Genomic DNA, 21,750 nt, shown 5'->3' with positions numbered 1-21,750 from the left:
TTTATAATATAAAATATTTATTACAAAGTGTTGCAGACAATGCAACCAAGTGAGTAGGTGGGAAGTATGAGTACAGATTTAGACATATTAGAAATTATTGAATTAATTATTTCGGGTAATAGTACGATTTGAATAATTGTAATGATACTAATTTTACTATGGTTATTTAAAGAAGTAAGAATTACATATTTGAAGGATAGGGATTTTGAAATAGCAAGAATAGAACAAGTACTTAAAGTATATGGAGATTTAGAAGTGAAGATTTTAAGATATTTAGAAAACGAGAAAAAAGAGTCACAGTATTCTTTACAGCAAACTATTAGTGCTTCTTATTCTTTTTTATCGAGGGAAATATTTAAAAATGTGAAGATTATTACTATAGTAATAATAAGAGCAAATTAGAGAATTTGTTGGTATCACTTAGAAAAGAAATTTCATCAATGAATTATGAACAATCTAAAAGAATAGATGTGGAAAAAAAGACATTATAAATTACTATATGAATACTTTGAATCCATTTTTCATTCCAGGAGTAATTACATTTATGACTCTATTACTATTCCTACATAGTGCTATTTTGGGAATAATAGTCATTAATTCTGAAATTGAATGGTACAAAAAGGTATGGATTACATCACAATTTGGATCGGTATATCTCTTGATATTATTGGGCTATGCTTTATTAAATGTGTGGCTTGATAAAAAGCTAGAAAGTAAACCGAGAAACTGGATTTACATTATACTTATAATTATGTCATTCTTTTTAACTTTACATATTGATTACCTTTCTATAATTTATTTTGGTTTTTTGATATATTTTGTGTTTTTTAAGTTTAGTAAAATGATAAAATCTACCAATGAAAATCAAAATTAATAAATTTATTGAGATTAAAAATATTTCATAATATAGTATTTTAATTAGAATGTATCATATTAGATTAAAAACAGGAGTTTGATTATTATGAGTATAAGAAGTTTTGAATTATATCAACAATCACTTGCGCGTTAGGTGAAATTGTAAATAAGTTAAGCGACATATTTGAGAAAGGTGGATATTGATGATATGTGCATATTGTAAAGAAGATAAAAATAGTTCTAAAGAACATATAATATCAGATTCAGTATTAGAACTATTTCCTGAATGTGATTTAACAATAGATTCAGTAAGAAATAGGCAATATAAAGCTGATCCAGTAATAAAGGACGTTTGTTCTAATTGCAATAATAATAGACTTTCATATATTGATGGGTATGCAAAACATATGATTAGCCAGTATTTTGCTAAAGCTTATGAGCAGGATGATACTTTAGAATTTGAATATGAATATGATAAATTATTAAAGGTACTAATGAAATTCACATATAATGATTTAAGGTCGCACAAAAATGATATATCATTTTTTGATAAAGGTGTATTGGAATTTCTACTTAATAAAGAAAAGAAAGATATAGGCAAACATGTGACAGTATTAGGCGGATTATGGGTTAATACATCACCTATGCCAGAATATATTTTTGGAAATCTTAAGTTAAGATGGGTAAATGGGTCTATATTTTTAGATAATTCTATGATTAAAAACGTTGATTATCATACTGGGAGGGTTTTTTATAGGGAAGAGAACAAGCAAGTAGTATTAAAGGGGTTAACGATGTCTTACTTCTTTAGATTTAATTCAGGTTTGTTTGTTATTCTTTTTTGGGATAGTGAAGAAACTCGGTATGACAATGAGAAGTTTCTGCAACTCTCTTATCCATATACATTAATAGATCCTACAAGTAATAGTGTGATATTGGAGAGATGTACACATGCATATAATTGTCACCAACCCCATTTAATTGATGTTAGTTGGGGGATAGGAATGGCAGATGCTACAAATGGAATGGTAAGTACAGATATAAATCCTATCGACATTCAGAAAACATTGAATGAAGAGTGGGAAAAACATGAACAAGAAGTAAGAATAAAACATAAAAAAGAATAAGTGACATATTTCTGCATATAGGATTACCTAACAAAATATCTATGCCCGTTACACACACCTCTTTACTAGTTACAAGCACTACCTACGGAGAAAGGTTATGGGGGGCCAGTTCAAAAGGAGTCGGAGATACGAAACGTTAGGTGAAATTTCTGGTATGATGTAGAAAATTAAATTAATAGAGGTAGAATTATAGCAAGAGATAATTTTACTCAGCAGGTTAAAGATACCTTGGCTAAAAGAGTGGCTTATATTTGTTCAAACCCAGGTTGTGGGAAATTAACATCAGGACCACATTCTGATTCAAGTAAAGCATCTATTATTGGAGTTGCTGCACATATAACGGCTGCTTCAAAAGGTGGACCAAGTATGATCCAAGTATAGATGAAAATCAAAGAAAATCTGCTGAAAATAGAATATGGTTATGTGAAAATTATGCTTCGAAATTGATAAAGATCCTGATAAATTCCTAGTTGTTATACTTTGCAGTTGGAAACAGCAAGTAGAGATAAGAGCAGCTAATACATATTCAATCAGGAATTTTTATCTCCAAGACGATAATTCAAAAATAAAAAATATATAAAAAAATTAATAAGATATTTACAGAAGTAGTACAGCTTTATAAATATTTTAATACATACTATGAATGTAATTTAGCACACTATGAAGATCACGATGAAGCGATTATTTCTTTAGAAAAGTACTACAACTTTCATGAAGGTATATTTGCTCAGATTAAAGCATTGAAGGAAGATAAAAATACATTAGAAATACTTATTAAAACTCACCAATTGGATATAGATGAAGATATTTATAATAATATATAAATTTTGCGAGCTTGGCGGATTTATTTATCAAAGCGATGGGCAGTAGGGCTATATAGTAACTATCATAAAAATTTTTTTGAAAATATTATTCTAAACTATGAGGTAAGGAAAAATTTGAGCAATTATATAATAAAAAAATTAAATTACTCTATAAAGGGTTATAGTATGATGTAACAACTTCACCTAACAAGCCATTTCAACTAAGGGTCTGTCGGGAGCTATCAAGGAACAAGGCAGATCACACTCACTTAGAGTAAGGCATTGGGGCACGGTGAGTGTCAGTAATGGCGATGATGTTATCGGAAAGATGAGGTGAGTTAGCTATGTCTGCTGTGTATATTATTTTTGATTTAAAATCAAATCTATAAATAATGAGGGATTATAAGTGAGTCGGATAGATAAATTTTGCTACTGGTGTGGAAAACCAGCAACATCAAAAGAGCATGTCCCACCAAAGTGTTTATTTCCCGAGGAAAAAGATGTTCGAGGGATTTATGATAAGACATTTAGATACAGATTAATTACAGTTCCATCATGTGATGAACATAATCTAGGTAAATCACACGATGATGAGTATTTAATGTCGTGTCTTGCACCTTATTTTGGCAATAATGGTGTAGCATTTGTTCACACACAAACTAAAGTTAGACGTGCTTTAGAGAGAAAAAAAGATTTACAGAAGATGATAGAAGAAAAAATTGTAAAAGTTCATGATCGATACTTTCCTACGTTGATTATTGAGGTAGATAATTATAGACTTTTAAATTCTTTTGAATCCATTGGAAGAGCACTTTATTTTCATAAGTATAATAAACAATTTACAGGTATATGTAAGATAATTCCTGTTTTTATAAGAGATAAAGAAAAGAATACGGAGTGGAATAATTTCTGCGATCTATGCGTGAAATTAACAAAATCTGAGCGTAAAAGTTGGGCAATAAATGGAGATAATCCGGACATTTTTAAATACCAATTTGGCAAAGAAGATAAGGTAGGATGTCAAATGTTGATTATGACATTCTATAATAATTTAGAAGTATATATGACTTTCGCAAATTCCAAAGCTATCGATATTCTCAAATTGAAAAAATAGTTTTAGCATAGCTTAGCTGCCTTCATCCATACGATAATAATATATTTACGCAAAGGTGCACTAGGCACAATTTTAAGGTTTTGGGCACTACATCCCTTCCACCGGGAGCAAAGCTCCTCCAAGGGTTAATTGGCGACCGGTTCAGGGACGGCGCAAATACTGGGCTGTTAGCGGAAATTTAGCTAGAATTCTATAATACTTTTTTACATATATTATTTACATTTGATAATGGAGCTGATGTAAATGTTATATAATGTAGATGGTTTAATTAGATAATAGTACTATATGAATTTTGTTTGATAAAACTAATGTTTATAATGAGAAGTTTAAAAAAAGAAATTAGTAATAGATTAACTCTAAAAAGATGTTTTTCGAACAATAAAAAAGCAAATAAGTTTATTAATTTATGTTTTTAATATAACTGAATCCAAGTTTATGAATACCGTTGAATATCATATATAAAGCAAGCTTGGTCGTGTTAACGTAACGCTATATAAAATCGTACACAAAGATTGCTATATCCTGTATCAAATTGAAAAAGGCTTTATCTTTAAGAAAAAATATAAAAGCATATAGCATTTTTATCATGCTATGTGCAAGTGGGGGATAAGTATGGAAGCAAATAAAATTAGATTACTTGAGTTTATCGGATCTAGTAAAAGAACTTTTAATATACCAGTTTATCAAAGAAATTATGATTGGAAAGAGGAACATTGTAAAAGATTGTTTTTAGATATTGAACATATTGCATCAAGTAATTTTGAAGTTGATCATTTTTTAGGAACGATAGTTTATGTTATAGGTTCAACACAGCCTAATTTTATGGAATTCATAGTCATAGATGGTCAGCAGAGAATTACAAGTGTTATGCTTTTAATAAAAGCTCTGTATGATAAAATTGAAGATACTGAACTTAAAGAAGATATCTTGGAAACATATTTAATAAACAAAAGGGCTCCACAAACCCTTAGATTAAAATTAAAACCGATTGAAAGTGACATGTTAGCTTATGAAAAAATTATTGAAAATGAAAATATAGCAGATAGTTCAAATATTATTAAGAACTACAATTTATTTAAGCAGTTAGTAGATAAGTCAAGCTACTCTGCAGAAAGTCTCTATAATGCTTTGAATAATATAGAAATTGTATATATAGCATTAGATAAGGATAAAAAATCAGAAAATCCACAATTAATATTTGAAAGTTTGAATTCCACTGGTCTAACACTTACTCAAGCTGATTTAATTAGAAATTTTCTTTTAATGAATCATGAATATGAAGAACAAAAGCGATTATATAAAAACTATTGGTCAAAAATTGAAGGCTATCTACCAAATGCAATTATATCTGACTTTGTTCGTGACTATCTTACTATGAAAAGCGGCTTAATACCAAAAAAAGATAAAGTATATAAATCTTTTAAAGAGTTTGTAAATGAGAATATAAACTATAATGAAGAACAGATCTTAGAGGAATTACTTATATATGCAGAATATTATTCATGGTTAATTAACTGTAATAGTCCAAATAAAATGTTAAATGAATTATTACAGCAATTACAACAGATGAAGTCAACCGTTACATATCCTGCTATGTTATACATATTCGAAGATTGCTTTGCATACAAAAAAATTACTGTTGATAATCTTATTGAGATTATCAGAATAATTTTATCTTATCTATATAGACGATTAATTTGTGAATATCCTACAAATGCTTTAAATAAAATTTTTGCAACTTTATCAAGTGAATTAGAGAAATTGGTACTAACTGATGAAACATACTATGATGCCGTTGTTAAGATATTAGCTTCTAAGTCAGGAAGTGGAACATTTCCTAGAAATGAAGAGTTTAGAAGAGCGTTTATATTAAAGGATTTATATAAAACTAAAATTGATAAATATACATTATTTCAATTGGAAAAGTATAATAACAAAGAAGTTGTAGACCTAAATGGAGAAATAACAGTTGAGCATATTATGCCACAAAAACTATCTCCATCTTGGCAGATCGACTTAGGAAAAAGATACGAAGAAATACATAAAGAGTTTTTACATACAATTGGTAATTTAACTCTATCAGGTTATAATCCAAAACTATCTAATAAAAGATTCTATGATAAAAAAGAAATACTTATAAACTCAAATATTTCAATAAGTAGGGATTTAACAAAGTATAGTATATGGAATGAAGAGACAATAAAAGATCGTGCAGAATACTTATTCAAAATTGCTACATTGATTTGGAACTTACCAGAGAAATATAACTATGCTATTGATGTTGATAAAATAGATTATGATATTGATTATAATATTATGGATGATCTAAATGTAACAGGTGAAAAACCACGGCAGCTTATTATCTTAGATATGGAATACAATGTTAATTCATGGAAAGATGTATTAAGAGAAATATGTAGGAAGTTGTATGAATTAGATGCACAAATCTTTGAATCATTTGTTAAACATAAAGATTTTGAAGGAAGAGAAAGACGAATAATTTCAAATAGCTCTGATGGAATGAATTCTCCATTTAAACTAACAGAAAAAATATATATTGAGACAACTTTAAATGCTAACGCTATTCTAAATTACTGCAAACTAATTGTTGAAAAATATGATATGCAAAATGATATTTTTTTCAGATTACGCCCATAAAAAGAAAGTAATATAATTTCTATATTTTTACGTGGTCGACTTAATGTCGACCTATGATTTTGTAAGATGTATAACTTTAAATAGCGCGTCCATTCACTCACCTTTAGGCCTAGTGGAAAACTACCGGGAAGTATGCCAGACCATACTCTACATATGCAGGTAAGACTTTGGAGTAGGGAGTGTCGGGAATGGTGAAAACGTTAGTGCGCTAAGCAAAGCTTAACATTTCTTGCGGGATTAGAGTCCTTGTCAGGTAAGGCCTAACCAGTCACATGTATTGATTGTTGTTCCGATACTGGTTAAAACAAAAATGAAGCGTAAACAGAGAATTTCATAGCCTACAGGGAACACGGTAGTCCTGAAGCATATTCAGTCTTGTAAATCGTATAACTAGAAATAGGAAAATGCAGATGGCAGCATTTAAAGGTTATGGAAGCGAGTACGGGGGGCAGATTAATCTGTATTACTCTAAGGCAGAAAGTCTGATCATGTGGGGAATCGGGTAACTCGTATACACAATCCACAAAGGAAACGAATACGAATCTCACTGAGGAAATTGGCGAGAAGGTTATATATTCTTAGTATATAACTGATTACAGAAGTGAATACACTTGAAAATCATAGTGCGGTAGTTCAACATATTTGGTAACTGACAAGCCTACTGTGGTGGTGACATTCGATATTAGCTTGTAAAGAGGAGATTGATTATTGTGAGCAGAAGAAATTTTGAATTATATCAACAGTCTATATCTGATGAGTTTAGAGCATTAAAAAATAGAGTAAGGAATATAATTGGTCAAAACCATTGGGGGGAAGAAGGAAGATATAAAGAGATAATTTTAATGAATATATTAAATCGATTTTTACCAAAACACTTATCTGTTGGAACAGGTTTTGTATTATGCCCAGAAGATAAAATGACAAAGCAAATTGACATTATTATTTATGATAATAGATTTCCGTTAATCTTTTCTGAAGGAGATTTTGTGATATGCTCTAATCAAAATGTAGTTGGAATTATTGAAGTTAAGACTAAAGTATACATAGGACAAATTAATGAGGTCATTAAAAAAGCCCATGAAAATGGAGTGCTAATTGGAAATCATATTTTTAATGGAATATTTGCATATGATAATCAATTTAAGTTAATGGCAGAAGAGGAAACAAGTAGCAGAACATTAAAGAATACATTGAATGAATATTATGGTTATGTTAACCATATTTCTTTTGGTGAAAATTTCTTTATTAAATATTGGGATAAGCCACATAAAAAGTTTTATTCATTATATTATATTAAAAAGTTTTCATTTCCATATTTTATTTCTAATTTAGTTGAACTGTCCTACTGCATTACTACTGAAAATAATTATATCTATAATGGAATTGATAATATTTCTAATTATCTGTACAGTATTGAGAGTGGCAAAGAAAGTTATAAATTTAGTGAAATTGAAGTGGGAAGAGTCTATTAGGACTTGAGCTGAATATCACCTAACATAGCGTTTGCATAAGGATACACTAAGGCATGTTTTTAGGGCAGTGTGCACCATGTTTTTTATTAGACGATGAGAGTTGATATTGGGTAAGATTAGTTTGGGCGATTTAGAGACGTCATAAATACAATACCGGCTGATCAATATTAAGCTAGATTATATTAAGGGGGATATAATGAAAAAAGTACTATATAATATAATTCATGGTTTAAAAATATTAAATGCATTCTTGATGCCTTTAATAGCAATAGGTTTAGTAATATATTTATATAGCTTTACATATTCTACAATCAACTTTATTGATTCAGGGATTTTTAATTTATATGCTACACATGGTAAATACGATTATAACCCATTTTTGTCGCAAGAGATAGATGAAAAAACTAAAATCTATTCTACTTTACTTTCTAATTTTGAAATTACTAAAGTTAATAGAATACAAGATCTTTATGAAAAGATTCTTGAAGATAAGGAGTTTTCTAGAAATATTTTAGAAGGTAATAAAGAATACACAAACTATCTTAAAGGAATGGGATTAGATATTAATGAGCTTTTTTACTATGGTGAAAGAATAATGAAACTTGATGAAAGTATACTTAATGGAGCATATTATTTTATGGCTTTAAGTGTCATTATAATTTATGCATTATTTTATAAATTTAGATTAGGCATTTATATTAGCGGGGCTGTTATTTATTTACTAAGTAATTTAAGTAATTTTACTAATCAACTATCATCTTATTTTATAGTAACTATCATGAATAAAATAGATAATAATATAGAGATAAGTAGCTTAGATAATCTGCGGGATTCATTTTTTCCAGCAATTAAAGAAGCTATTCTTACATATATCATTCTTGATGTAATTTTCGAAAGCATAAATAGTAAAAAACAAGTTGACTTAAATCATGAAATGAAAAAATTTTATTATTCAATCTATAATATTGTAGATTATTACGATCATAATAAGCATAATTTTGACAATGTAAAATTTGTAAAACTTCATATTTCTATAAATAAAATTAAAAAGTTTCTGGTTAAAAACAGAAGTGATGATTACTGTAGAAAAATATTAGAATGTGTTGAAACTGTTGTTAATATAAAAAAGGATGAACGTAATTTAATTATAGTTGATAATGAATTGTTTATTGATAAACTTAGAGAGATAATAGACTATATCAATAGATCTTCTGAGCTAACAAGAATGGTATATTAAATAACTTTTTTCTAATAACCATCTTATATAATTGGTTATCTAGAGGTATTAATTATCAACGTATAGTAATAACGTGCCCATGACATTAGAGATTAAAGCTCCATAGAGATACTTTAATAAAAGCTTTAGAAATAAACTAAGATATGGCGCGTAGACAAGCCACTCTAGAAACTTGCTGTAAGGTGCTATATATCACCCGATAGTGTAGAAGATAGGTTTACATTCCTACTGATTAGACTAAAAATATCGATTGTGTAGTATAGCCATGTTATAAATAAAATTAGATATTAAAATTTCTATGTTTACAGAATGTATATTATTTTTGTAGTTACAAGTGTATAAGCTACTATAATATTTATGTTTGATAAAGGACATCTACTTAGGTAGATGTTTTTTTATAGTAATAAAGTTTTTTAATATTGATAGTTATCCTAAATAAGCATTTAAAGTATTAAAATTCAGGGAGACAAAGATTTTTTATAGTTATTTATAAATAATTTATTGAGATTATAAGACACGTGTGGTATTATTGATATAGTAAAATTCAAAAAGATGCATAAGATGCATTATTTATGAAAGAAGGAGTTTAAGTGGAAAGAACACAAATAACACAAATAACTTATAGTACATCTTATATTCTAAATAAATATAATATCACTAGGCAAACACTAAACAATTGGATTAAAAATGGTTTAATATCAGATCCAAATAGAGATTGGAGAGGTTGGAGAATATGGACAGATGATCTACTTAAGGAAATTCATCAAGTTATAGAGAATAAGAGAAATAATAGGAACAATTCAAGAAAAGTCCATATTCTTGAAAATGATAAGTTACATATAAACAATAGAAGATATTTGGGAAGTAAATATAAATTGATCCCCTTTATTAAAAACATTGTAAAAAGTGAATGTGAAGATATTAAGGTATTCACTGATATTTTTGGAGGAACAGGTGTAGTAGGCAATGCCTTCAATTCTAAAGGGACTAAAATTATAGTAAACGACATCTTATATTCAAATTTTTTGGCTTATAATACTTGGTTTAGTAAAGAAGCATATGATATGAATAAGATACGAAAGTTAATAAAAGAGTTTAATAACATTTCAGCTGAAGATGAAAACTATGTTTCAAATAACTTTGGAAACAAATATTTTACTATACAAAATTCTAAAAAAATTGGAGCAATAAGAGAAGAAATAGAACTACTTTCTTCAAAACTAACATTTAGAGAAAAAGCAATATTAATTACATCATTACTATATGCTATGGATAAGGTAGCGAATACCTGTGGTCATTATGATGCTTATAGGCAAACTTTGGATACTATGCAGACATTAAGACTTCAAATACCAGTAATTAATGATGCAGTTAATATAAATAATGAAATATATAGGGAAGATGCTAATAAGCTTGCGAGAAAGATTAATAGCGATATAGTTTATATAGATACACCCTATAATTCTAGACAATACTCAGATTCATATCATTTGCTAGAAAATATAGCTGAATGGAAAAAGCCAGAGCTAGTAGGTGTAGCAAAAAAAATGGTTGATAGGAGTCATATAAAGAGTAAATACTGCACGATAAAAGCACCAGCTGTATTTGATGATTTAATAGCGAATATTGATTCTAGGTATATTTTAGTATCCTATAATAATATGGCCAAAAAGGGAAATGGTAGATCAAATGCTAAAATTAGTGATGATGAAATTATGGATTCCTTAAGTAAAAGAGGCAAAGTAAAGGTGTTTGATACAGAATTTCAATACTTTACTACTGGGAAGACAGACTTACAAGACCATAAAGAAAGACTATTTCTTTGTGAATGTAAGTAAAAGGAAGGTGTATTTATATGGACAAAAAATATGATGATTTGATAAAGTCACCTTTAAATTATACAGGTGGTAAATATAAATTATTAAAACAGCTATTACCTATATTCCCAGATGATATAGATCTTTTTATTGATTTATTTTCAGGGGGTAGTGATATTGGAGTCAATGCAAGTTCCAATTATGTTATATCTATTGACTGCCAAAAACAATTAATACGATTATTTAATACTTTTAAAGAAATTGATAAGGATTATGTATTTGATACTATTAATAAAATAATTAATAAATATGAGCTTTCAAATTCGGATTTATATGGTTATGAGTATTATAATTGTGAAAGCTCTAGTGGGTTGAGCAAATATAATAAAGATAAATTTCTAAAATTAAGACATGATTATAATAATAGATATGTAGATAATAATTATTTCGATATTCATTTTTATGCAATAATAATTTATGCTTTTAACAATCAAATAAGATTCAATAAAAAAGGAGAATGTAATATACCAGTAGGAAAAAGAGATTTTAACGAAAATTTACAAAAAAAACTATCAATCTTTATAGATCGAATAAAAGAAAAGGACATAACATTTTGTTTAAATGATTTTTATAAATTTGATTACGACAATTATTGTAATGATAATACATTTATTTATGCAGACCCACCTTATCTTATTACGACTGCCACATACAATGAACAAGATGGATGGAATGAAAAAAAAGAAAGAAGTTTATTACAATTATTAGATTATATAAATGAGAAAAAAATAAAGTTTGCATTATCTAATGTGTTAGAGCATAAAGGAAGGTCGAATGATATTTTAATAGAATGGAGTAAAAAATATAATATACATTATTTAGATTTTAACTATAGTAATTCTAATTATCAAAAAAAAGAGATTAATAAAAAGTCTAAGACGGTAGAAGTCTTAATAACAAATTACTAGAGCTAACCCCAATAATGATAGGGGTTTTTTTATATTTAATTTAATGTATAATAGAGTATATGGTACATAGTGGAAGGAGGTAATAATCTGTCTATATATCAAGTTGATAGGGTTCAATATATTAAATCACAAGATAAGCTTATGATATTTGAATTTCTTATGGTTGACGATATTAAAGAATTTATTAAGAATTTTAAAAACGAAGGGAACAGGTTTTCTGAAAATTATATAGATTATAACTATTATAATAAGCTTAAAGCATTATATGATACATCAAATATTAATGACACCTGTTTATTAATTATAATTTACGATAAATTCTTAAAAAAAATTTTTTATGTAGAGTGTACTGGAAGTTTTAAAATTGTTATAACTGATTTTGAAACATTTCAACAAAAATTTATTGAAATAAATAATAAGGATGGTGAAGAAAAGAAATCAAAAATATTAGGTTCTATTAGGGGAGAAAACATTGACACTTTTGTATTAGATACATTAAAACAAATTAATTGTTGTATAGATGAAAATGATGATAATGGCTTAGAGCTAACAAAAAAATTACTAGGAGAATATACCACAAAAGGTTTTGACTTTGACTTATTCCAACATATAAAATCCACAGGCGAAACAATTATCTATGAGTTTTTAAAAAATGAAACAAGCTACGTAACTAATTATACTGCCCATCCCATGAGATACTGCTGGACAGGAAAACCAAAGGATAACCGTCAGAAATTCATTGGTCTTTGGACTGTAAAAGAAAAACTAAATGGAAGATTGTTTCTTATTAACTATAGTGATTGCATAGAAGATGGTATTGGAATTTCGGAGATACTTGATCTTGATGTAGAAAAAGGTATTAAAGAAGAATATAAGTATAATTTAACATACGAAGAATTTATAAATTGGATGACACAAATGAAGGATTATAAAAGTAGTGATAAAGATTATTTGAAGCAACTTAATCATAAAAGAAAGTATTTTGATGAAAGCTTTTTTTATGATTGGAGTATGAATAAAAGTAGATATCGCTAAAATTTAGAAAGAAGTATCTTTTTTAAAAGTTTTAGATATGTTTTAAGTTTAGGACATGTGTTTCTTATACAATTGTTCTTACTATCAATTTTAAGTATAATTTTTTCCTTTATATAATTATTGATGTAGAGCTGCTGAAGTATAATGGGAGTGACTTTAGATTTTGGAATATAAGAATGAGGTGTGGAACCGTGGCAAAACTGTGGAATGCTTAGACGACAGTAAGAAACCCTAAAAGGATTTTGTATGTTTGTTAACATATAAACGGTAAGAGATGGAACAATGATACACAGTGTGAATATCAAATTAGGCTCATACAAAATAAATTGTATAAGTCAAAAATAAATCATAAAAATTTTTCTTTGCCATCTATGACATATGAACGAGCAAAAGAAATATTTTATTCTACAAAGTATGCAGTAGAAGATTACGGAATTAGGGGAAGAACATCCTTGAATCCATTGGAAAAGTTAGGGTTTGTAAATACTAGTAGAGGTTTTGTTGAAATCACCAATATAGGTTGGGATTTAATCAACGGTACTATAAGCTACTCAGAGGCTATGAATCTACAAGTGCAACAATGGAAGTACATTGATGAAGGAGCAAATATTAAACTATTTATAGCTATATTACATTTAATAGAAGAGATAAACAGTCTATATAGTTCTGCCGATGGAATATCTATATCTGAATTCCGTTTATTTGGAATGACTATAAATAATTATAAAGATATTAGTAATCATATAATGGCTGTAGATTCATATAGAAAGGATCAGTTAGATCCTAGGAAATTATTAAGAACCTATAGCAATTATTATAATTATGATGATTATCTTGATAATAATGTAAAGTATATGAAGACATCTACTTTTTTAGTCGTTAATAACGGTAGAATAACTTTTAATTACAACCGTAAAGCTGCCATTGACAATATTTTAAAAACAGATGACGGAAGAGCTTATTAGGCAATTTTAAGGAGGTTAATAAATTTGGTTATTAATTCTACTCACTATTGTTGGGTAATAGGGAATACGGGTTTTAGAGAAAGTGCTTTGTATGAAAAAATAGAGTCATACTTGCTTATATTAGAAGAGTTTAAACTGAAAGGATATAAATGGAGTGATAACCAGAGAGAATTTTTTGATTTAATGAATAAATCTGGTTTTATGGAAAATGCAAGTACTTCTGATAGAAATGCCTCTAAAGCTGCAAGACTTAAAACTTCACCATTAGAGAAATTGGGTCTTGTTACTGTTGATAGAGAAATTACAGAAGTTGGTCAGGTGATTTTGGATAGAGCAAAACTAAGAATTTCTAATAAGAACTTTAGTTTTGATGAAGATCATTTCTTAGAGAATGATGGAGATATATATTTGAAGCAATTACTTAAGTTGCAGTTTTTTGCAAATGATGAACAAGCAATACATCCCTTCATATTATTTCTTAAGTTTTTAGATGAGTTTAAGTATCTTTCAAATAATGAAATGGCATATATTCTACCTTTAATTATTTGTGAGGATTTAATTGAATATGGAAAGGAATCAATTCGTAAATATCGGAAAGATAAATCGCAAAGAGAATTTAATGAATATGAGTGGATCAAAACATATCTTATTAATCATAAAGACATGTTAAGCAATGTACGGCGTATCAAAAATTATATTTTAGATAATATCAATAATATCGAAGATTATTTTACAGATACAAACGAGGAAGAAATTAAAAATGTAATAATTCACATGGATGACAATGGAAAATCAAAAGAGTATAGTCTTAAATTATATGATTTATTTTATTCCATGTATGAATTATGGCTAAATATTGATGATACTGAACTTAGCAAGAAAAGCATTGATTCTATAATTGTTGCAATAGAAAAAACATCTAGTACTCAAGAGAAAGAATGGAGAAAAGTTGTATTAGGCGTTACGAATAAGGCTGTTTTAAAATCGCTGAACAATGAAAAATATCAATTACTTATTAAACATTTTAAAAGTACTATATATGATAGGAACTTTGAAAAGTTTATTTTAAATATATTTGATCACTTATGGTACATTAAAATTTTAAATAATTTAAAAGATTATGCGGATCATAATACAAGATATTTGAAGTTGTCTAATATCTTAGAAAGTGCTTATGCTGAAGGTGAAAAAGCTTTAAAAATAAGTGAATTCTATTATACACTAGTAAATAAAATATTGAATGATTCAAATATCAATAAGTTGTTTTTAAATTTAAATGAATATAAAAGCTATTTATATAATAATACTTATACATTACCAGCCTTGCTTGAAGAGGACATGAATGAAATAGCCTTAAATATCATCAGTCAAATTGAGAATATTTCTGATGAAAAAGTTAATGTAGAGAAACCTGAAGATATCAATTATAGGCAATGGATAAATCTTCTTAAAGATAAGTTTATGCAGAAAAAAGTCATTAATATGATTGAAGTAACTAGAGAAGGTATACTTAATAATGAGCCAGATAATATTATAAATTGCTTAAACTTCATAGAAAAACGTAAGGATTCTAAGCTGCGTGAATTAATTGATACAGAAGCAGACATACCTACAGTTTTTGAGTATTTAGTTTGGAAGTCTTTTTTACTTCTAGGAGACTACACTCAAAATCCTATAAAATTTGCTAATTTTAGTTTTGATAATGATTTAAAGCCTGTTCAGCATGCTGGTGGGGGAATGGCTGATGTTATATTTAAGTTTGATGATCATGATCTAATATTAGAGGCAACATTAACTAATGAGGAAAATCAAAGAAAATTAGAAATGGAACCAGTACCACGCCATCTTGCAAAGTACAGATATGAGATAAGCGATAATTCATATTGTATTTTTGTAGCACCTAATATAGATCCTAATGTTGCCGTTGTTCATCGGGCCTTTAAACAATATCCATATTATGTGAAAGATAAAGAGGATAGAGAATATAAGCCAGTTAATAATTTATTAATACTACCAATATCTATTAATGAGTTAAAATCAGTGATTAAATTTTCCATTAACAATGATATTTTATATAAAAAAATAAAAGAGAATATTTTTATGAAACTGTTATTGAGTGAGACTGATAATGGTTATACATGGTATAAAGATGAAGTCGTTAAAACCATTAATAATTTATAAAAATAAAGTAAGATAATGATTGAGTATTAGTAATTTACTAAAAATCAATACTTGAATAATAAAAAAGGTGAGCTAGCATAAAAGCTCACATGGCCGAACTACTAACCGTCTAATTTTAAATATAATTTGGCGGTTTTTTTATATTCATAAAACAAACTAAAGATCACTACTACAAATTTAAATAAAGAAGGTGAATATTAAGAAAAGATTATAGTATTTATTATTTGAAACGTACATCATTTTTTAATCTATAATCTATAACTAAGATTTCAATAGAAATAATAATCTTTCTGTTTTTATGCAAACCCTTCGAGAATATGTAATAATATTTTTGTACATCTATTAAAGCCTATAATAAAATAAGAAGTTTAAAAAGTGAAATATCACTATCCGTTGGCTGTATCATAGTGAATACATTACTTGTACCAATTTACTGAGAAAGAAAAACTATTGTTTTTTATGTCACAAATAAATGTGAACTCGAAATAAGGTAAAAAAATATACTCCTTTCGGAATAATATTTTTATCTACCTTTCAATAGCTTTATTAAATCATATTTTATATTATTAATCTTTTTCCTTAGTCTGTATTACTTAATTCATCAGAAAGCTCAGAATTACGATCTTGCATATCCCTAATTTTATAAAGCTCTATTAGCTTTTTTAATTCTTCTTGACTTTCAGGAGATAAGTTACGTATTTCTTTAGAAATTTCATCTGAAGACCCATTATATTTCTTCTGATTTTTGATAATGTCTTTGATAGGCTGTTTAATATCAGTTCTTCCAAGAAGATAGTCTACAGAGACATCAAAAAAGTCAGCAAGTCTATTTATCATCTCGATATCGGGGATTCTTTTATTCAGCTCATACTGTGATAAAGATTGACTAGTTATATTCAGTTTTTTAGCTAATTCAACTTGAGATATGTCTTTTTCTTCTCTAAGTTTTCTAAGAGTATGTCCAAATTTCATAAGTATCCCTCTTTCAACGCATTGTTTATTTTAAATATAACACAACATATATATTTGGCATCGAAATTAAACAAATAGATTAATTTTTAATTAAAAGGCTATTGACTTAAACGAATCGTTTAACATATAATAAATATAAAGTTTAACAAATTATTTAGAACTATAAATGGGGTAGATATTTTGAAAGGATTGAAGACTATTAGAGAAAAAATAAACTTACACAAACTCAAATGGCTAATATAGTGAATATTTCAGCGCAAGGATATAACTCTTATGATAAAAAAGAAGAAAATTACCAATTGAAATTGCTATTTTAATATCTGAAATTTTCCAAGTAAGTTTATAAGATATTTTTTTAAAAATTGATTAAACAATATGTTTAATTGAATAACCTTAATTTATATATGCAGAGCTTATAAAAGCGCTCATATTTAAATATATAAATTTTTAACTTTGTAGTAATTGTACCTTGAAAATTGAATATCGGTAGTATTGCAAGTACGTTACTCTTGTGGCTGAAGAGGGAAGCGAGCTGGTGGACGGGTTGGTTTTTTTATTCAATAGCCCACATACAACACCGAAATTAGCATTGGTTATGCTAAATCGCCATGACCCACAGGAGGAAAATAATGATACTTCCACTTAGTCCTAGGAGATCCCCTGGAGAGTGGCTTCCACATTGTGGGGGAGTACTGCGATGTTTCTTATAAAGGAGGGCATATGCAGTATTATGATATCTACTAACCATAGATAGCTTGTAATACTAATTTTTATAAAGATGATAAATAAGTTAGATTTAGAGTCTAGGTTATTTATTATTTTTATAAAGTCAATTATATAAAAGGAATAGGATTTATAAATTAAAAAAGTAGATATTGAAAGGAAAAATTGAGTAGCTCTAAGTGATGTTTTTTACATATAGGTTAGTACTCAATGCGGTATAATATGCTTAAGGTATTATTTGAAGGAGCGTGGCATTGTGAAGAATATAGAGCAGATTATTAAAAAAGTTAACGGAACTATGGCAATGGAAGGAATGCCTTTAACTGAGAAGATAAAGAAAGACTTAGATTATATTTATCTGATGAGGTAAGTTTTGAAGAAATGAAAAAAAGAATAGTTAAAAAGCATACTATTTGTAGTATACAGTGTTGATTTTTCAGATATATCAGACATTGAAATGATAGAAGCAAGTGTAGAGGCTTTTAATTGTGATTATGATAAAATGATAGAAATATTCAAGAAAATTACTAAACCTATCATGAAGGAAGCAGAGGAATTTTATTAAAACGATAGCAACTAAGAATAGTGCTATTATGAAAATATATGAAAAACAAAGAAGATTTATCAGAGGAAGATTGGGATTTAGAAATATAAAATTATGAAATTAATGTATTAGATATAGAGGCTAAAATTTAGCTTCTTTTTTATGACTAATATGAAATTGTAAATCTGATAGAACTGTGAACAAGTCATAGATCTAATATATTTGTAAAAAAATTATTTAACAGGAACTGTTCATTTGAATACTTTTTATTTTGAGTTAAATAGCCATAATGTATAGCGAATTAGTCAATGTTTATAGAACAGAATTTTGTCGATAATTGCGATCTTTTATTAAAGGAAAGTTAATATATTTTGTAGAAAATGTATCTATAATAGCAACTTATATACAGTTATATGATTATAACAATAAAATTGACGAAATTTAGGGGGGAGAAGCTATGAATATTGAAAGATTTTTTAATTTTAATAACAAAGAAGAAAAGGAAATTGATACACCTGTTTTTAAAATTAAAGATAACATTTTAACTTTTGAAAATAATTTAATTCAAATTAGCAATATATCTCAGGTATCTATATATCCAGCCGCTAAACGACCAGTTCCCACGTATATTCCAATAATCATATTAATAGGTCTAATTTTTATAAGTTTTGGTAGTAATAATATGAAGTTCATAGGATTTCTTTTTTCAGGTATAGGTATATATTTAGGCTACAAAGTTTATGAGAGGAATGCTAATAGAGGAGACATCTTAAGAATTCAATTAAACTCAGGATTTAATTTTTCGATTATTTGTAAGGATAAGGACTTTTTATACAATATAATTGATGTATTAAAAGATTGTTTTAACAACAATAAATCAATTGCTACTATTGACTTTCAAAATTCTGTTGTTACTATCGGTGAACAAAATAAAGTTATAATTGATAAAAATTCTAGTGAGGAGATAATAGCATGATGAAAAATACAAGTATTGTTAATTCTGTTGTTACAATTGGAAAAAATAATGTTGTTAGAACTTATTTAATGAACAATGAAGATGATATTAAATGGGATGTATTAAAGTCTGAATTTCTTAATATTATTAAGAAATTACCTGAAGGATCAGACGAACTTGAATTTTCTATAGAAGCTTATGATTATATTGTTGAAAAAGATAAAAATAAGTTCTTGAAATTGATAAAAGACAATATAGCTAATTTCACATCAAGTTTATTTAGTACTACAGCCAGTGCATTTTTGATAGATTTTATAAAAAAAGTAGCCTAAAATCGGAGTATTAAAGAATACATAATAATAGTAATTAGATTGATATGAAATACTTAAATGTTAATATTACTAATTCAAAAAAGAAGTTAGAAATCTGAAGGTATTGAAAAAGTATCTTTGAATAATAGCTTCTTTTTTGTATCTTGAAATCGATCGGATATTGAAAAATAAAATAAAAATGACTGCATTAAATAGCAGTCTAATGGAGGTAGTATAATGGAGAATATATTAAGAAGTATTTCAAGTTCAGATTCTTTTATAATTGATTTGACTGGAATTGTTACAGCGATATTTCCAATATCTGTATTATTAACTATTATAATAAGATATATAAAAAACATAGAAAGAACGTTAATATATAAAACCTTTAAGTTTCCATCAAACATACAAGAATATAGGGATATAAGAAACATATTGAAAGTATTGACTTATATTATCATACAAATATCACTATTTGGATTTATTACTTATACCATAGTATATTACTACTTAATATACTATGGTATATTTTTACCTAGAATGTATGGCATTAAAACATTCTTGTAGGCAAAGTGAATATATAAGCAATAGCCCCTGTAGTGGTAGAGAATAAAATGATAAATAAATATATCCAATGTTTTTTATTAAGGTTTGGTTCTTTCTTACTTAAGGTACTGTGTATTTTGTTCCAAAGTTTACTTATAGGATTAGTAGAAGTTTTAATATAAGAAATTATCCAAATGTAAGATAGAAAAAGTTGACATATTATTATAATGGAAAGAAATAAGCCTATAACTATAAAACAAGCAGTAAGACTTTCATATGGATTATTTGCAAAGAAAATAATGATTTCAGAGAATTTTTGATTATTGCTTTTAATATTAAGATTTTTAATTAAGTTAATAAAAGGTTCTAAAAAAGACGAAAAATTAATCTTGTATACAATTATAATATAGTTAATTAATAATAAAACCCACGATAAAATATTTCTAATAGATATATTAAATAAGTGGTTTGGTATTGATATATCATTTTTCATTTTAAGGAGATTTTTATAAAGTAATGAAGATAAAAATAGACTAGACAAAGTAATAGTTATTAAATAAGCTAATACTCTATCTATATGTTTATAAAAAAATATTAATGAAATAAATAATACAATACCGGTAATGAGCATGAAAAGATCCTCATTATTATTAGTCGTAGATGATTTAGTGTTAATTATAATAGTAGATTGATTATTATTGTAATTATTTTCAGTGTAGTTCTGAGTATATGTATTTAGATTATAACTATCTCCGATATTACTATTATTAACATTAGTATTGTCAATAGATATACTAGGCTTTTTATCCTTATTGGAACTAAAAAGAGTGGGCAAGAAGCCCAATATTAAAAATATTGTACCTATTATAAGAGCATCTAAATTTTTGATAATAAAGTTAATCATGGTATAACCTCCCTAAAATGGAATTTAACAATATTATATTTTTATAACAACAAAGTGTCAATGTCCGACAAAAACCGAATCTTGATTTACATATGAGGAGACCATAAAATGACACGATATAATGAAAGAAATAGACAAAGATAATATTAATATTTGAAGATCAGGAGGAGCTAAAAATTTAGCTTCTTTTTTATTCTTTCAATATCTTTAGAATGGATATTGAAAAAGAAAATAATCTACATAATGTTGCATCTAAAGGTGAATTAGACAAACTTTGAAATTCATATAGTTATTAATAACTTAGATTTAATTAATATAACAATATTTTAAAAGGGGATGAAATAATGAAACAGGAGCAGGAGGTAATGTTAAAAAACAACAATAAAGGATTAGTTATAAAGGATAAAAATAAATATAAAAATATTGCTGAGATTACTCATACTTTCCATGGCAGCACTACAATTGAAGATGCAATGAAGGATATAATTTTATCTAAATTAAAGGAAGATAAAATTATTAATTAGTAGCGCTTAGTTTAAAAATCTAGACATATTATCTGCTGT

18 protein-coding genes are annotated in these 21,750 nt (G+C 27.1%); 16 read left to right on the top strand and 2 right to left on the bottom strand.

From position 1 onward, the window contains the following. Positions 1 to 141 precede the first annotated feature (141 nt). The 12 genes from KQI88_RS10365 (at position 142) to KQI88_RS10310 (ending at position 16,232) form a co-directional block, all read left to right on the top strand. Positions 142 to 402: a hypothetical protein gene (locus KQI88_RS10365; RefSeq protein WP_216417074.1), complete on the top strand. Its 261-nt coding sequence runs from the start codon at positions 142 to 144 to the stop codon at positions 400 to 402. Positions 403 to 1,058: 656 nt separating this feature from the next. Beyond that, on the top strand, positions 1,059 to 1,982 hold the full coding sequence (locus tag KQI88_RS10360) for a hypothetical protein (protein ID WP_216417072.1): 924 nt from the start codon (positions 1,059 to 1,061) through the stop codon (positions 1,980 to 1,982). Positions 1,983 to 2,210: 228 nt separating this feature from the next. Next, complete coding sequence (locus KQI88_RS10355; protein WP_216417070.1) at positions 2,211 to 2,363, top strand: hypothetical protein; 153 nt, start codon at positions 2,211 to 2,213, stop codon at positions 2,361 to 2,363. A gap of 828 nt (positions 2,364 to 3,191) precedes the next feature. Beyond that, complete coding sequence (locus tag KQI88_RS10350; RefSeq protein ID WP_216417068.1) at positions 3,192 to 3,899, top strand: hypothetical protein; 708 nt, start codon at positions 3,192 to 3,194, stop codon at positions 3,897 to 3,899. A gap of 612 nt (positions 3,900 to 4,511) precedes the next feature. Then, the gene (locus KQI88_RS10345; RefSeq protein ID WP_216417066.1) at positions 4,512 to 6,557 is read left to right on the top strand and encodes a DUF262 domain-containing protein; all 2,046 of its coding nucleotides are present in this window, start codon (positions 4,512 to 4,514) and stop codon (positions 6,555 to 6,557) included. A gap of 710 nt (positions 6,558 to 7,267) precedes the next feature. Continuing rightward, on the top strand, positions 7,268 to 8,029 hold the full coding sequence (locus KQI88_RS10340; RefSeq protein WP_216417064.1) for a DUF6602 domain-containing protein: 762 nt from the start codon (positions 7,268 to 7,270) through the stop codon (positions 8,027 to 8,029). Positions 8,030 to 8,225: 196 nt separating this feature from the next. Next, positions 8,226 to 9,266 (top strand): hypothetical protein, encoded by a 1,041-nt coding sequence (locus KQI88_RS10335; protein WP_216417062.1) that lies wholly within the window; start codon positions 8,226 to 8,228, stop codon positions 9,264 to 9,266. A 590-nt stretch (positions 9,267 to 9,856) separates the two neighbouring features. Beyond that, positions 9,857 to 11,104, top strand: coding sequence for a DNA adenine methylase (locus KQI88_RS10330; RefSeq protein ID WP_330656186.1), 1,248 nt, complete (start codon positions 9,857 to 9,859; stop codon positions 11,102 to 11,104). Positions 11,105 to 11,121: 17 nt separating this feature from the next. Then, positions 11,122 to 12,051, top strand: a complete 930-nt coding sequence (locus KQI88_RS10325) for a Dam family site-specific DNA-(adenine-N6)-methyltransferase (RefSeq protein WP_216417060.1) — start codon at positions 11,122 to 11,124, stop codon at positions 12,049 to 12,051. A 69-nt stretch (positions 12,052 to 12,120) separates the two neighbouring features. Next, positions 12,121 to 13,086 carry a hypothetical protein gene (locus KQI88_RS10320; RefSeq protein ID WP_216417058.1) on the top strand — a complete coding sequence of 322 codons (966 nt, stop codon included), beginning with the start codon at positions 12,121 to 12,123 and terminating at the stop codon, positions 13,084 to 13,086. 452 nt (positions 13,087 to 13,538) lie between these two features. Beyond that, the gene (locus KQI88_RS10315; protein ID WP_216417056.1) at positions 13,539 to 14,051 is read left to right on the top strand and encodes an AlwI family type II restriction endonuclease; all 513 of its coding nucleotides are present in this window, start codon (positions 13,539 to 13,541) and stop codon (positions 14,049 to 14,051) included. Between the two features lie 24 nt (positions 14,052 to 14,075). Further along, positions 14,076 to 16,232 carry an AlwI family type II restriction endonuclease gene (locus tag KQI88_RS10310; RefSeq protein ID WP_216417054.1) on the top strand — a complete coding sequence of 719 codons (2,157 nt, stop codon included), beginning with the start codon at positions 14,076 to 14,078 and terminating at the stop codon, positions 16,230 to 16,232. 579 nt (positions 16,233 to 16,811) lie between these two features. On the opposite strand, the gene KQI88_RS10305 is transcribed toward KQI88_RS10310, so the two are convergent. After that, positions 16,812 to 17,204 carry a helix-turn-helix domain-containing protein gene (locus tag KQI88_RS10305; protein WP_216417052.1) on the bottom strand — a complete coding sequence of 131 codons (393 nt, stop codon included), beginning with the start codon at positions 17,202 to 17,204 and terminating at the stop codon, positions 16,812 to 16,814. A gap of 1,724 nt (positions 17,205 to 18,928) precedes the next feature. Between KQI88_RS10305 and KQI88_RS10300 the strand changes: the two genes are divergently transcribed. The 3 genes from KQI88_RS10300 (at position 18,929) to KQI88_RS10290 (ending at position 20,304) form a co-directional block, all read left to right on the top strand. Then, positions 18,929 to 19,447, top strand: a complete 519-nt coding sequence (locus KQI88_RS10300; protein ID WP_216417050.1) for a hypothetical protein — start codon at positions 18,929 to 18,931, stop codon at positions 19,445 to 19,447. Next, positions 19,444 to 19,758 (top strand): hypothetical protein, encoded by a 315-nt coding sequence (locus KQI88_RS10295; protein WP_216417049.1) that lies wholly within the window; start codon positions 19,444 to 19,446, stop codon positions 19,756 to 19,758. Before KQI88_RS10300 ends, KQI88_RS10295 begins: the two co-directional genes overlap by 4 nt. A 216-nt stretch (positions 19,759 to 19,974) precedes the next feature. After that, entirely contained in the window at positions 19,975 to 20,304 is a 330-nt protein-coding gene (locus KQI88_RS10290; RefSeq protein WP_216417048.1) for a hypothetical protein, read from the top strand. On the opposite strand, the gene KQI88_RS10285 is transcribed toward KQI88_RS10290, so the two are convergent. Continuing rightward, entirely contained in the window at positions 20,288 to 21,187 is a 900-nt protein-coding gene (locus KQI88_RS10285) for a hypothetical protein (protein ID WP_216417046.1), read from the bottom strand. The two genes, KQI88_RS10290 and KQI88_RS10285, sit on opposite strands and share 17 nt — an antisense overlap. A gap of 344 nt (positions 21,188 to 21,531) precedes the next feature. Here KQI88_RS10285 and KQI88_RS10280 point away from each other — a divergent pair, with 344 nt between their 5' ends. Further along, complete coding sequence (locus KQI88_RS10280) at positions 21,532 to 21,711, top strand: hypothetical protein (protein ID WP_216417044.1); 180 nt, start codon at positions 21,532 to 21,534, stop codon at positions 21,709 to 21,711. Positions 21,712 to 21,750: the final 39 nt, after the last annotated feature.

The organism is Alkaliphilus flagellatus (genome assembly GCF_018919215.1).
In the GTDB taxonomy this organism is placed as follows: Bacteria; Bacillota; Clostridia; order Peptostreptococcales; family Natronincolaceae; genus Alkaliphilus_B; species Alkaliphilus_B flagellatus.
Note: the sequence above shows the minus strand (reverse complement) of the source record. Positions and strands in the feature narration are given on the sequence as shown.